Consider the following 13,799-nt stretch of genomic DNA (forward strand, 5'->3'; position numbering starts at 1 on the left):
TTATGTCATTAACAAAATCTGAAAGAAGACAGAGAATTAAATTCAGAATTAGAAAAACGATTAGTGGTTCTGCTGCTAAACCAAGACTATCTGTATTTAGAAGTAACAAAGAAATTTATGCTCAACTTATTGATGATGTAAATGGAGTTACTATATTAGCTGCATCTTCGAGAGAAAAAGAAATAGGAAAAGGTACTAACGTTGAAATCGCTGCTGCTGTTGGAAAATTAGTTGCAGAGAAAGCGTTAAAAGCTGGGATTGATACCATTACTTTTGATAGAGGTGGTTATTTATATCACGGTCGTATTAAATCATTAGCAGAAGGCGCAAGAGCGGCTGGACTTAAATTCTAATATATTATGTCTAAATACAAAAATGTAGAATTGGTAAAACCAAGTGGTCTTGAACTTAAAGATCGTCTGGTAAGTGTTAATCGTGTTACTAAAGTTACAAAAGGAGGTAGAGCTTTTGGTTTTTCTGCTATTGTAGTTGTAGGTGATGAAAATGGAGTAGTTGGTCACGGATTAGGAAAATCTAAAGACGTTTCTGAAGCAATTGCGAAAGCAGTAGAAGATGCTAAGAAAAATTTGGTAAAAATTCCTTTAAATGGTCAATCAGTTCCTCACGAACAAAAAGGAAAATTTGGTGGTGCACGTGTATTCTTAATTCCTGCTTCTCATGGTACAGGAGTTATTGCTGGTGGAGCTGTTCGTTCAGTTCTTGAATCAGTTGGTATTCATGATGTATTATCAAAATCTCAAGGATCGTCAAATCCTCATAACGTAGTTAAAGCAACTTTTGATGCTTTATTACAAATGAGAAGCGCTCATACTGTTGCAAAACAAAGAGGTGTTTCTTTAGAAAAAGTTTTTAAAGGTTAATCAAGTAAATTATGGCTAAATTATTAGTAAAACAAGTAAGAAGCAAGATCAACTGTCCTCTTTCTCAAAAGAGAGGTTTAGAAGCTTTAGGTCTACGTAAAATGGGACAAGTTGTAGAGCATGAGTCAAATCCTGCTATCCTTGGTATGATAAATAAAGTTAAACACTTAGTTTCTGTTGAAGAAGCTAAATAACAAATACTGTTATGAATTTAAGTAACTTACAACCTGCTGAAGGATCAACGCACAATCAAAATAAAAGATTAGGTAGAGGAGAAGGTTCTGGAAAAGGTGGCACTGCTGCAAGAGGTCACAAAGGAGCAAAATCTCGTTCTGGTTATTCTAAAAAGATTGGTTTTGAGGGTGGACAAATGCCACTTCAAAGACGTGTTCCTAAGTTTGGTTTCAAAAACATCAATCGTAAAGAATACGAAGGTGTTAATTTAGATACGCTTCAATTATTAGTAGACAATGGTGTGATTACTGATTCTGTTTCAATGACAGATTTCGTGGCAAATCGTCTAGCTACCAAAAATGAAATCGTTAAGATTTTAGGTAGAGGAGAATTGAAAGCAAAATTAAAAGTAACTGCCCACAAATTTACTGCTACTGCAAAAGCTGCTATTGAGGCTGCTGGTGGAGAAGCTGTAACTATATAACTTATCTATTAAGATGAAGAAATTTATTGAATCAATAAGTAATGTTTGGAAAATCGAAGAACTGAAAAACAGAATCTTAATTACATTAGGATTGCTTTTAGTATATCGTTTTGGTGCACACGTTACGCTTCCTGGAATTGACGCAACTCAATTAACAGGTTTAGCGGGACAAACTAAAAATGGTTTAGGATCTATCCTAGACATGTTTACTGGGGGTGCTTTCTCTAAAGCTTCAGTTTTTGCTTTAGGTATTATGCCTTATATTTCTGCATCTATTGTTGTTCAGTTAATGGGAATTGCGATTCCTTATTTACAAAAACTTCAAAATGACGGAGAAAGTGGTAGAAAAAAGATTAATCAAATCACTCGTTGGTTGACTATAGCTATTACACTGGTTCAAGGTCCAACTTATATCTATAATTTATACAGAACATTGCCTGGTAGTGCTTTTCTACTAGGCTTTAATTCACCTGAATTTTTGTTCTCCTCTGTTATCATCTTAGTTACAGGTACAATTTTTGCTATGTGGCTTGGTGAAAAAATTACTGATAAAGGTATTGGAAATGGAATTTCATTATTAATTATGGTTGGTATCCTAGCTCGTTTACCTCAAGCTTTTATTCAAGAGTTTACAACGAGAGTTACCAACAACAATGGAGGTCCAATGTTGTTAGTTATTGAAATTATTGTGTGGTTATTAGTAATCATTTCTTGTGTATTGCTTACAATGGCAGTACGTAGAATCCCGGTTCAATACGCTCGTCGTACAACAACTGGTGATTATGAGCAAGATTTGGCAGGCGGTAATAGACAATGGATTCCTCTTAAGCTTAATGCTTCTGGAGTTATGCCAATCATTTTTGCTCAGGCAATTATGTTTATCCCTGCAGCTGTAGCTGGATTGTCTAAGTCAGATACATCACAATCTATTGTTGGTGCATTTAGTAATATGTTTGGTTTCTGGTATAATTTTGTTTTTGCAACTTTAATTATTGTATTTACATTCTTTTATACTGCAATCACTGTACCTACTAACAAAATGGCTGATGATTTAAAAAGAAGCGGCGGTTTTATTCCTGGAGTTCGTCCGGGAGCTGAAACTTCAGATTTCTTAGATAAAGTGATGTCTTTAATAACTTTCCCAGGATCTTTATTCCTTGCTTTGATTGCTGTGTTCCCAGCTATTGTTGTAAGTATTATGGATGTACAACAATCTTGGGCAATGTTTTTTGGAGGTACCTCATTAATAATTATGGTTGGGGTTGCAATAGACACTATTCAACAAATCAATTCATACTTGTTAAACAAACATTATGATGGTTTAATGAAGACTGGTAAAAATAGAAAAGCAGTAGCTTAATATATTTATGGCAAAACAATCAGCAATAGAACAAGACGGATCAATCATTGAAGCATTATCTAATGCGATGTTCCGTGTGGAGTTAGAAAATGGACATATTGTAATTGCTCATATTTCTGGAAAAATGCGTATGCATTATATCAAGTTATTACCTGGTGATAAAGTGAAACTGGAAATGAGTCCTTACGATTTGTCAAAAGCAAGAATTACTTATCGATATTAAAGGATATTCACTATGAAAGTTAGAGCATCAGTAAAAAAGAGAAGTGCCGAGTGCATTATCGTGCGTAGAAAAGGAAGATTGTACGTGATAAACAAAAAGAATCCTAGATTTAAACAAAGACAAGGATAATTATGGCAAGAATAGCAGGGGTAGATATCCCAAAAAACAAAAGAGGTGTTATAGCACTTACCTACATCTTCGGATTAGGAAAAAGTAGAGCTATTGAGATTTTAGAAAAAGCTCAAGTTAGCCAAGATAAAAAAGTTCAAGATTGGAATGATGACGAGATCGGAGCGATTCGTGATGCTGTTTCATTTTACAAAATTGAAGGAGAATTACGTTCTGAAGTTTCTTTGAACATCAAACGTTTAATGGATATTGGTTGTTATAGAGGAATTCGTCATAGATCTGGTCTTCCATTAAGAGGTCAAAGAACTAAAAACAACTCTAGAACAAGAAAAGGAAAAAGAAAAACTGTTGCTAACAAGAAAAAAGCAACTAAATAATAAGTAATATGGCTAAAGCAACTGCAAAAAAACGTAAAGTTATCGTTGAATCAACGGGTGAAGCTCATATTTCTTCGACTTTCAACAATATTATCATTTCTTTGACAAATAAGAAAGGTGAAGTTATTGCTTGGTCTTCAGCTGGTAAAATGGGTTTCAGAGGTTCTAAAAAGAATACTCCGTATGCAGCTCAAATGGCAGCAGAAGATTGTAGCAAAGTAGCTCTTGAGGCAGGACTTAAAAAAGTTAAGGTTTATGTAAAAGGACCAGGAAACGGACGTGAGTCTGCTATCCGTTCTATTCATAACGGTGGAATTGAAGTTACTGAGATTATCGACGTTACTCCAATGCCGCACAACGGATGTCGTCCTCCAAAAAGACGTAGAGTTTAATTTTTTATTTTTATAGTATAATCAAGGTAGAATATAGATTATCGGAGGATTAGACCTGAATTCATAATCTCTACCTTAAAATTTTTTTAAAATGGCAAGATATACTGGTCCAAAAACCAAAATCGCTCGTAAATTTGGCGAAGCAATCTTCGGAGATGATAAATCTTTCGAAAAAAGAAATTACCCACCTGGACAACACGGGATGGCTAAGAAAAGAGGAAAAAAATCTGAGTATGCTGTTCAGTTAATGGAAAAGCAAAAAGCTAAATATTCTTATGGAATTTTAGAAAAACAATTCAGAAATTTATTCGAAAAAGCATCAGCTACTAAAGGTGTAACTGGTGAAGTTTTATTACAACTATGTGAAGCAAGATTAGATAATGTTGTTTTTAGAATGGGAATTGCTCCATCTAGAAGAGGTGCTCGTCAAATTGTATCTCACAGACACATTACTGTAAACGGAGAAGTTGTAAACATTCCTTCTTACCACCTAAAACCTGGTGATAAAGTTGCTGTTCGTGAAAAATCTAAATCTTTAGAAGCTATCGAACGTTCTTTATCAAATTCAAGTCATGTTTATGAATGGATTACTTGGAACAATGATCTTAAAGAAGGAACTTTTGTTTCTGTACCTGCGAGACTTCAAATTCCAGAAAACATTAAAGAACAATTAATCGTAGAGTTGTACAACAAATAATAATTGACTTAGTCGAAATTTATGGCAATATTTAATTTTCAAAAGCCCGATAAAGTTATCATGATCGATTCAACCGATTTTGAAGGTAAATTCGAATTTAGACCTTTAGAACCTGGTTATGGATTGACAGTTGGTAATGCACTTAGAAGAGTTTTGCTTTCAGCGTTAGAAGGTTATGCAATTACATCTGTTCGTATCGAAGGTGTAGATCATGAGTTTTCTACTATTTCAGGTGTTGTTGAAGATGTTACCGAAATTATCCTTAATCTTAAACAAGTACGTTTCAAACGTCAAATTGAAGATATCGATAATGAATCAGTTACAATTTCTGTTTCTGGTAAAGATCAATTGACAGCAGGTGATTTTCAAAAATTTATCTCAGGTTTTCAAGTTTTGAATCCAGACCTTGTTATCTGTAATTTAGATTCTAAAATCAAATTGAACTTCGATCTAACAATCGAAAAAGGTAGAGGATACGTTCCTGCTGAAGAGAACAAAAAACAGAATGCTGCAATTGGAACGATTTTTACAGATTCTATTTTTACTCCGGTAAAAAATGTAAAATATGCAATCGAAAATTTCCGTGTAGAGCAAAAAACAGATTACGAGAAACTAGTTTTTGAAATCAAAACTGATGGATCTATTAATCCAAAAGATGCCCTTACTGAAGCTGCTAAAGTTTTAATTCACCATTTCATGTTGTTTTCTGATGAAAGAATTACACTTGAGGCTGACGAAATTGCACAAACAGAATCGTATGATGAAGAGTCATTGCATATGAGACAATTGCTTAAAACTAAGCTTGTTGATATGGATTTATCTGTAAGAGCATTAAATTGCTTGAAAGCGGCTGAAGTTGATACACTTGGTGATTTAGTATCGTTCAATAAAAATGACCTAATGAAATTCCGTAATTTTGGTAAAAAATCTTTAACTGAACTTGATGAACTTGTTGCAGTTAAGAATTTAACTTTCGGAATGGATTTAGCTAAATACAAACTAGATAAAGAATAATTCAATCCCGCTTGCGGGATTAAATTTAAAATAGCAATGAGACACGGAAAAAAATTCAATCACTTAAGCAGACAGACTGGACATAGAAAAGCTATGTTAGCTAATATGGCTTGTTCTCTTATCGAGCACAAACGTATTAACACTACTGTTGCTAAAGCTAAAGCGCTTAAACAATTCGTTGAGCCTTTAATCACAAAATCAAAAGAAGATACGACTCACAATCGTCGTATTGTTTTTGCATACTTACGTAGCAAATATGCTGTAACTGATTTGTTCAGAGATGTAGCTGCTAAAGTTGGAGACCGCCCAGGTGGATACACTCGTATCATTAAAGTTGGAAATCGTTTGGGAGATAACGCTGATATGGCGATGATCGAACTTGTAGATTTCAATGAACTTTACAATGGAGGTAAAAAAGAAGTTAAAAAAGCTAAAAGCCGTCGTGGTGGTAAAGCTAAGAAAGCTGAAGGTACTGCTCCTGAAGCTCCTGCAGCTGAATCAGAATCGACTACTGAAGCTTCTGAATAATTATGAAAGTAATGATTCTATAGAAATCAAGGATAAGCTAATTTTTAGTTTATCCTTTTTTTTTGATTTTTTTAGAAGAGTAAAATTTAACTTATTTCAGTGTCAAGGTTTTATTTTTATGAATGAAAAATTTAAAAAATCTTGGCAGCGCTCTTTTAAAGAAGTAAATTTGCAAAATACCTAATTACAAATGAAATATTAATAAGTTTCATAAGACGATTAAAAACAATACAAATTAAAGAATGAAATACACAACACGACAAAGCGCCATTTTATTACTTAGCGATGGAACTATCTTTCATGGTAAATCTATCGGAATCAGCGGTAAAACTTTTGGTGAAGTTTGTTTTAATACTGGAATGACCGGATATCAGGAGATTTTTACTGATCCTTCTTATTTTGGTCAAATTATGGTTGCGACTAATCCGCATATTGGTAATTATGGTGTTAATGATTTAGAAGTTGAATCAGACAGCATCAAGATTGCTGGTTTGGTTTGTAAAAACTTTAGCTTTAATTATTCTAGAGAAGGTGCTTCTGGAAGTCTGGAAGACTACTTTACGAAACAAAATCTAATTTGTATTTCTGATGTTGATACAAGAGCCCTTGTAAGTTACATTCGCGACAATGGAGCAATGAATGCGGTAATTTGTACAGATGGAACTCCAGTTGAGGATTTGAAAAAAGAATTAGCAAATGTTCCGGACATGGAAGGTTTGGAGTTAGCTTCAAAAGTTTCGACTACAGAGCCATATTTTGTTGGCGATGAAAATGCTACATATAAGATTTCTGCACTTGATCTTGGAATTAAAAAGAATATTTTAAGAAATCTTGCTAAAAGAGATTGCTACATTAAAGTTTTCCCGTACAATTCAACTTATGAAGATCTGAATTCGTTTAATCCAGATGGATTTTTCTTGTCAAATGGACCTGGGGATCCAGATCCACTATTTGGTGCAATCGAAGTTGCAAAGAAAATTCTTGAAGAAGATAAACCTTTATTCGGAATCTGTTTAGGACATCAGGTAATTGCTTTGGCAAATGGCGTTCAGACTTATAAAATGTTTAATGGGCATCGAGGGATTAATCACCCAGTAAAAAATATCATTACAGGAAAAGGAGAAATTACTTCTCAAAACCATGGCTTTGCTGTAAAAAAAGAACAATTAGACAATCATCCTGAATTAGAGATTACGCATTTACACTTAAATGATGGTACAGTTGCAGGTATGCGAATGAAAAATAAGAATTGTTTTTCAGTACAATATCATCCTGAAGCAAGTCCGGGACCCCATGATTCGTCATATTTATTTGATGAATTTGTTGAGAATATAAAACTAGCTGTGTCTAAAACGATGTAGTTAATAAATAAAGGTGTTTAGTAAAGAAAATTCGTTTTTAATATTAAATATTTTTCTAATTTCGAAAAAAAATCTATAATCTATTAATAAAAAACAAAAAATAATGAGTATTATAATTAAAGTTCACGCAAGACAAATTTTGGATTCCAGAGGAAATCCTACTATTGAGGTTGATGTAGTAACTGAAAACGGAGTTTTAGGTAGAGCTGCTGTTCCATCTGGAGCATCAACTGGAGAACATGAAGCTGTTGAATTACGTGACGGAGGTAAAGCTTATCTTGGAAAAGGAGTTTTGAATGCAGTGAACAATGTAAATACTGTTATTGCTGAAGAACTAGTTGGAACTTCTGTTTTTGAACAAAATACTATCGATCAATTAATGATCGATTTAGATGGAACTCCAAATAAATCTAAATTAGGAGCTAATGCTATTTTAGGAGTTTCTTTAGCTGCTGCAAAAGCTGCTGCTAACGAACTTGGACTACCTTTATACAGATATGTAGGCGGGGTTTCTGCTAATACGTTACCTGTTCCAATGATGAATATCATCAATGGTGGTTCTCACTCTGATGCACCTATTGCATTTCAGGAATTTATGATTTTTCCTGTAAAAGCAACTTCGTTTACACATGCTATGCAAATGGGAACTGAAATCTTCCACAGTTTGAAAAAAGTTTTACACGACAGAGGTTTAAGTACAGCTGTTGGTGATGAAGGTGGTTTTGCTCCAAACTTAGCGGGTGGTACTGAAGATGCTTTAGATACTATCAAATTAGCGGTTGAAAAAGCAGGATATACTTTTGGCGACGAAATTATGATTGCCCTTGACTGTGCAGCTTCTGAATTCTATGTAAACGGTAAATACGATTATACTAAATTTGAAGGTGAAACTGGAAAAATCAGAACTTCTGAGGAGCAAGCTGATTATTTAGCTGAACTTGCTGCTAAATATCCAATTATCTCTATCGAAGATGGTATGTATGAAGATGACTGGAATGGATGGAAATATTTGACAGAAAAAATTGGAAATAAAGTACAATTAGTAGGTGATGATTTATTTGTAACTAATGTTGCTCGTTTGTCAACTGGTATCGAAAAAGGAATCGCTAATTCAATCCTTGTAAAAGTAAACCAAATTGGTACTTTAACAGAAACTATTGCTGCAGTAAATATGGCTAAAAACGCTGGATATACTTCAGTAATGTCTCACCGTTCTGGAGAAACAGAAGATAATACAATTGCTGACTTAGCGGTTGCATTAAACTGTGGTCAAATTAAAACAGGTTCTGCTTCCCGTTCTGATCGTATGGCAAAATACAATCAATTATTAAGAATCGAAGAAGAGTTAGGAAGTACTGCTTATTTTCCAGGGTTAAACGCTTTCAAGATTAAATAATTGTAAGAGTTATATATTAAGATTAGACCATTCGTTTTGTACGAATGGTTTTTTTTTGGAGTTTTAACAAATTCATAGCAGGATTCTTTTTTTAATTAGTCTTAAATTCCTTAGATTTGATAAATTATTATTTATAGAATTATTTCCGATTATATTATGTCAAAAATAGCTACATTAGAAGTAGATGGTAAGAAAATTGAACTTCCGGTAATCACAGGAAGCGAAAATGAATCCGCTATCGATATTAACAAATTACGTGATTTAACAGGTATTATTACAATTGACCCGGGATATAAAAATTCTGGATCTTGTAAAAGTGAAATCACTTTCTTAGACGGAGAATTAGGAATTTTACGTTACAGAGGATATTCAATCGAAGATTTGGCTGAAAAAGCTAGTTTCTTAGAAGTTTCTTATCTTTTGATTTTCGGAGAACTTCCAACCGCTCAAGAATTAGAGCAGTTCGAAAATGGTATTAAAAAGCATACTTTGGTAAACGAAGAAATGAAAAATATCATTGATGGTTTTCCAAAAACTGCACACCCAATGGGAGTGTTATCTGCTTTGACGAGCGCTTTGACAGCATTTAATCCAAAAGCTGTAAATGTTGACAATGAAAAAGAAATGTACGAAGCCATTTGTAAAACAATGGGTAAATTTCTTGTAATTGCAACCTGGACTTATAGAAAATCTATGGGTTATCCGTTAAACTATTACGATAATACAACAGGATATGTAGAGAATTTTATGCAATTAATGTTTAAATTGCCTACAGGACCTTATGCTGTAAATCCAGTTGTTGTAGATGCTTTAGATAAATTATTTATTCTTCATGCAGATCACGAACAAAACTGTTCTACATCTACAGTAAGAATGGTAGGTTCATCTCATGCGGGACTATTCGCTTCTATTTCTGCAGGAGTTTCTGCTCTTTGGGGACCGCTTCACGGAGGGGCTAACCAGGCTGTACTTGAAATGCTTGAAGAAATAAACAAAGACGGTGGAGATACTGATAAATTCTTGGCGAAAGCAAAAGATAAAAATGATCCTTTCCGTTTAATGGGATTTGGCCACAGAGTTTATAAAAACTTTGATCCAAGAGCAAGAATTATTAAAAAAGCTGCTAAAGAAGTATTAGAGACTTTAGGTGTTGAAGATCCGATTTTAGAGATTGCTAAAAAATTAGAGTCTGCAGCTCTTGAAGATGATTATTTCAAATCAAGAAATTTATATCCAAACGTTGATTTCTATTCTGGAATTATTTACAGAGCATTAGGAATTCCAACTGACATGTTTACTGTTATGTTTGCAATTGGCAGGCTTCCGGGATGGATTGCACAATGGAAAGAAATGCGTGAAAATAAAGAACCAATTGGAAGGCCAAGACAAATTTATACCGGACATCCTTTAAGAGACTTTAAGTCTAACAAATAAAAAAAACTAAAGCTTTACTTAACTGTAAAGCTTTTTTTATCTTTGTTCAAAATATAATAAAGTTATGTTGCAATTAAATGTAAAGAACGAAACGTCAAGATTGCGTGCTGTAGTTTTGGGTTCAGCCGTTCATAATGGGCCAACTCCTTCATTAGAAGAAGCCTATGATCCTAAATCATTGGAACATATTAAAGCCGGAACATATCCTATTGAAAAAGATATGGTTGCTGAAATGGATGCTTTTAATGCTGTTTTTCAGAAGTATAATGTTACTGTTTATCGCCCTGAAATGATTGAAAACTACAATCAGATTTTTGCTAGAGATATAGGATTTGTAATTGATGATGTTTTCATAAAATCAAATATTTTACCAGATCGTGAACGAGAGTTAGATGCAATTCAGTATGTTATTGATCAAATTGATACAATAAAAGTTGTACGCCCGCCAGAAGAAGTTCACATTGAAGGTGGCGATGTTATGCTTTGGAATGATCATATTTTTATTGGTACATACAAAGGAAGCGACTACAAAGATTATATTACTGCCAGAACAAATATGCATGGTGTAAATTATATTAAAGGATTGTTTCCAAATAAAATTGTGAAAGAATTTGATTTAGTTAAATCGAAATTGGAGGCTCGTGATAATGCATTGCATTTAGACTGCTGTTTTCAACCAGTTGGAAAAGACAAAGGAATTATTTATAAAAGAGGTTTCCGTGAAGAAGCAGATTATTTGTATTTGGTAAATCTTTTCGGAAAGGAAAACTTATTTCATATTGAGAGAGAGGAAATGTACAATATGTTTTCAAATGTATTTTCGATTGATAAAGATGTTGTTGTTTCTGAGAAAAATTTTACCCGCTTAAACAATTGGCTTCGGGCAAATGGTTTTACTGTGGAGGAAATTCCGTATGCTGAAATTGCAAAACAAGAAGGTTTGTTGAGATGTTCAACTTTGCCATTAATTAGAGATTAAAAAATAGTTTTTGGGTTTCAAGTTTCAGGTTTCAAGTTTTTTACAAGACGTGAAACCTGAAACTTAAAACTTGAAACAAAAAATATATAAAATGAAACAAACAACAAATGCAATTGTAATGATACGGCCTGTTGCTTTCAGAATGAATGAACAAACAGCTGTAAATAATTATTACCAAAAAGTATTAGACGGATTATTGCCAAGTACAGTTAATGCAAAAGCGCAGCAAGAATTTGACACGTTTGTGGAAAAATTGAGAGCCGTAGGTGTTGATGTTACGGTTATTGAAGACACTTTAGAAACGGATACTCCGGATAGTATTTTTCCAAACAATTGGGTTTCATTTCATGAAAACGGAGATGTCGCTCTTTATCCAATGTTTGCAGAGAATCGTCGTTTAGAACGTCGTGAAGATATTTTAGATACTTTAGAAGAAAAAGGTTTTGAAATTTCTAATATAATGGATTATACATCTGCAGAAGATGATGGTTATTTTTTAGAAGGAACTGGAAGTTTGCTTTTAGATCGTGCCAATGCAAAAGCGTATTGCGCTTTATCGCCTCGTGCCGATGAAGAATTATTTATTGAGTTTTGTGAGGATTTTGATTATGCTCCGGTAATTTTTGAAGCTTTTCAAACAGTTGATGGAGAACGTAAGTTAATATATCATACAAATGTTATGATGTGCTTAGGTGAAACTTTTGCTGTTATTTGTGCAGATTGTATTGATGATAAAAAAGAAAGAAAAATGGTTCTTGATAATCTTAAAGATGATAAAAAGGAAATCATCTTAATTACAGAAGATCAGGTAAATAATTTTGCAGGTAATATGTTGGAAGTTCGAGGAACAAATGATAAAAAATATATTGTTATGAGTGCATCGGCTCATCAAAGTTTGACTCCGAAACAAATTCAACAATTAGAAAAACATGCCGAGATTTTAAGTTCAAGTTTGGATACAATTGAAGCTTGTGGTGGTGGAAGCGCAAGATGTATGATGGCTGAAGTATTTTTGCCAAGAAATTAAGATTTTTATATAAAGTAAACGGGATAAAAACTAAATGTTTCTATCCCGTTTCTCTATGCTAAAAGGCAAATTACATTTAAAAATTTCCCTTGATAATATTTACAATTGAACTTACGATATATTGAATTCCTATAGAAATTACAATAAACCCGACAATCCTTGATATTGCTACAATTCCAGATGCACCTAAAATTCTTGCCAGATAATGCGCGCTTTTTAGAATAACAAAAATAACTACAGCAATTGTTAAAATTGCAAGACAAGAAAAAATGATTTCCTCCATTTGATGGTGTTCCTGATAAAATGCAATTAGTAAAGAAATAGAACCTGGTCCAGCAAGCATTGGAATCGCTAGGGGAGTTAAAGCGATATCATTTCTTTGCTGTACTTCGTTTTCTATTTTTTTATTAATTCCTCGTTTTTTATTGAATTTACCGGAAAGTAATGAAAAACCTGAATTTACAATTACAATTCCACCGGCAATACGAAGAGCATCAATACTAATTCCGAAAAAAGACAGAACATATTGGCCAATAAAAAAAGAAACCAATAAAATAATACCAACGTTTATGGCAGTCCATAAAGAAATTCTCGAACGCTCTTTTTGAGAGTCATGCTGTGTTAATCCAACAAAAATGGGAACTGTTCCAATTGGGTTAAGTACTGAAAAAAGTGCGGCAAATAGGTAAATAAATAAATCCATATAATATTGGTTAGTGAAGTAAAAATAGTCAAATTTTAATATTGCATGTAAATTTATATTACGATATTATTTTTACAGTCAATATTCTAAATCAATAGAATAAATTAAGCTCGTCCTTTTTGACTACTTTTGTGGAATATTCTAAAATAATGAAAAATAAAAAAACATTGTTACTTGGTGCTACCACCAAACCCGATCGTTACGCCTTTAGAGCGATAAATGCATTAACACAAAAAGGACATACTGTTCTTGCAATTGGTCAAAATACAGGAGAAGTGGCTGGCGTAAAAATTCACACCAAAGCAGTTCCTGTTAAAAATATAGATACGGTAACTTTATATTTAAATCCTAATCGTCAGCGTGATTATTATAATTACATCGTTGAAGCACAGCCTAAAAGAGTAATCTTTAATCCAGGAACTGAAAATCCTGAATTATATCAATTATTAGAGTTAAATAATATTGAAGTAGAAGTTGCATGTACCTTGGTTTTATTGGCGACGAATCAATATTAGTTTTTTTAGGAGCTTAGTTCAGCGATCTACTATATCTTTTATAGCCCCGAAGTCTTAGGATTGACATAAAAGAATATGAACTCTATTAGTCCCAGGACAAACTTAGTAATAATGTTTACTTTTAA

The 13,799-nt window shown here is 33.3% G+C and carries 19 protein-coding genes; 18 read left to right on the plus strand and 1 reads right to left on the minus strand.

Annotated elements, in window-relative coordinates; genetic code table 11:
* Positions 1-2: 2 nt before the first annotated feature.
* From rplR to ctlX, 17 genes are all read left to right on the plus strand, one after another.
* Complete coding sequence (gene rplR, locus LUU93_RS09570; RefSeq protein ID WP_083572173.1) at positions 3-353, plus strand: 50S ribosomal protein L18; 351 nt, start codon at positions 3-5, stop codon at positions 351-353.
* 3 nt (positions 354-356) lie between these two features.
* Complete coding sequence (gene rpsE / locus LUU93_RS09575) at positions 357-881, plus strand: 30S ribosomal protein S5 (protein ID WP_085950926.1); 525 nt, start codon at positions 357-359, stop codon at positions 879-881.
* An 11-nt stretch (positions 882-892) separates the two neighbouring features.
* On the plus strand, positions 893-1,075 hold the full coding sequence (gene rpmD / locus LUU93_RS09580; RefSeq protein WP_056068811.1) for a 50S ribosomal protein L30: 183 nt from the start codon (positions 893-895) through the stop codon (positions 1,073-1,075).
* An 11-nt stretch (positions 1,076-1,086) separates the two neighbouring features.
* Complete coding sequence (rplO, locus tag LUU93_RS09585) at positions 1,087-1,539, plus strand: 50S ribosomal protein L15 (RefSeq protein WP_109190654.1); 453 nt, start codon at positions 1,087-1,089, stop codon at positions 1,537-1,539.
* A 13-nt stretch (positions 1,540-1,552) separates the two neighbouring features.
* Positions 1,553-2,899 (plus strand): preprotein translocase subunit SecY, encoded by a 1,347-nt coding sequence (gene secY, locus LUU93_RS09590; RefSeq protein ID WP_017495008.1) that lies wholly within the window; start codon positions 1,553-1,555, stop codon positions 2,897-2,899.
* A 7-nt stretch (positions 2,900-2,906) separates the two neighbouring features.
* Positions 2,907-3,122 (plus strand): translation initiation factor IF-1, encoded by a 216-nt coding sequence (gene infA / locus LUU93_RS09595; RefSeq protein WP_007136545.1) that lies wholly within the window; start codon positions 2,907-2,909, stop codon positions 3,120-3,122.
* 12 nt (positions 3,123-3,134) lie between these two features.
* Positions 3,135-3,251 (plus strand): type B 50S ribosomal protein L36, encoded by a 117-nt coding sequence (gene ykgO, locus LUU93_RS09600; RefSeq protein WP_002987490.1) that lies wholly within the window; start codon positions 3,135-3,137, stop codon positions 3,249-3,251.
* 2 nt (positions 3,252-3,253) lie between these two features.
* On the plus strand, positions 3,254-3,628 hold the full coding sequence (rpsM, locus tag LUU93_RS09605; RefSeq protein ID WP_012022478.1) for a 30S ribosomal protein S13: 375 nt from the start codon (positions 3,254-3,256) through the stop codon (positions 3,626-3,628).
* An 8-nt stretch (positions 3,629-3,636) separates the two neighbouring features.
* The gene (gene rpsK, locus LUU93_RS09610; RefSeq protein ID WP_012022477.1) at positions 3,637-4,020 is read left to right on the plus strand and encodes a 30S ribosomal protein S11; all 384 of its coding nucleotides are present in this window, start codon (positions 3,637-3,639) and stop codon (positions 4,018-4,020) included.
* A 91-nt stretch (positions 4,021-4,111) separates the two neighbouring features.
* A complete protein-coding gene (gene rpsD, locus LUU93_RS09615; RefSeq protein WP_008464326.1) occupies positions 4,112-4,717 on the plus strand; it encodes a 30S ribosomal protein S4 in 606 nt (201 codons plus the stop codon).
* A gap of 21 nt (positions 4,718-4,738) precedes the next feature.
* Entirely contained in the window at positions 4,739-5,731 is a 993-nt protein-coding gene (locus LUU93_RS09620) for a DNA-directed RNA polymerase subunit alpha (protein WP_008464329.1), read from the plus strand.
* Between the two features lie 36 nt (positions 5,732-5,767).
* Entirely contained in the window at positions 5,768-6,259 is a 492-nt protein-coding gene (gene rplQ / locus LUU93_RS09625; protein ID WP_053470833.1) for a 50S ribosomal protein L17, read from the plus strand.
* A gap of 242 nt (positions 6,260-6,501) precedes the next feature.
* Positions 6,502-7,620: a glutamine-hydrolyzing carbamoyl-phosphate synthase small subunit gene (gene carA, locus LUU93_RS09630; protein WP_232680700.1), complete on the plus strand. Its 1,119-nt coding sequence runs from the start codon at positions 6,502-6,504 to the stop codon at positions 7,618-7,620.
* A 103-nt stretch (positions 7,621-7,723) separates the two neighbouring features.
* Positions 7,724-9,016 (plus strand): phosphopyruvate hydratase, encoded by a 1,293-nt coding sequence (gene eno / locus LUU93_RS09635; RefSeq protein WP_232680702.1) that lies wholly within the window; start codon positions 7,724-7,726, stop codon positions 9,014-9,016.
* Positions 9,017-9,172: 156 nt separating this feature from the next.
* Positions 9,173-10,450: a citrate synthase gene (locus LUU93_RS09640; RefSeq protein ID WP_232680704.1), complete on the plus strand. Its 1,278-nt coding sequence runs from the start codon at positions 9,173-9,175 to the stop codon at positions 10,448-10,450.
* A 64-nt stretch (positions 10,451-10,514) separates the two neighbouring features.
* On the plus strand, positions 10,515-11,429 hold the full coding sequence (locus LUU93_RS09645) for a dimethylarginine dimethylaminohydrolase family protein (protein ID WP_232680707.1): 915 nt from the start codon (positions 10,515-10,517) through the stop codon (positions 11,427-11,429).
* Positions 11,430-11,520: 91 nt separating this feature from the next.
* Complete coding sequence (gene ctlX, locus LUU93_RS09650; RefSeq protein ID WP_232680709.1) at positions 11,521-12,456, plus strand: citrulline utilization hydrolase CtlX; 936 nt, start codon at positions 11,521-11,523, stop codon at positions 12,454-12,456.
* Between the two features lie 76 nt (positions 12,457-12,532).
* Here ctlX and LUU93_RS09655 read toward each other — a convergent pair whose 3' ends face one another.
* Positions 12,533-13,159 (minus strand): MarC family NAAT transporter, encoded by a 627-nt coding sequence (locus LUU93_RS09655; RefSeq protein WP_232680711.1) that lies wholly within the window; start codon positions 13,157-13,159, stop codon positions 12,533-12,535.
* 149 nt (positions 13,160-13,308) lie between these two features.
* On the opposite strand from LUU93_RS09655, the gene LUU93_RS09660 reads away from it, so the two are divergent.
* Complete coding sequence (locus LUU93_RS09660) at positions 13,309-13,674, plus strand: CoA-binding protein (protein WP_056200582.1); 366 nt, start codon at positions 13,309-13,311, stop codon at positions 13,672-13,674.
* Positions 13,675-13,799 lie beyond the last annotated feature (125 nt).

Source organism: Flavobacterium soyae, from assembly GCF_021245985.1.
GTDB lineage: Bacteria > Bacteroidota > Bacteroidia > Flavobacteriales > Flavobacteriaceae > Flavobacterium > Flavobacterium soyae.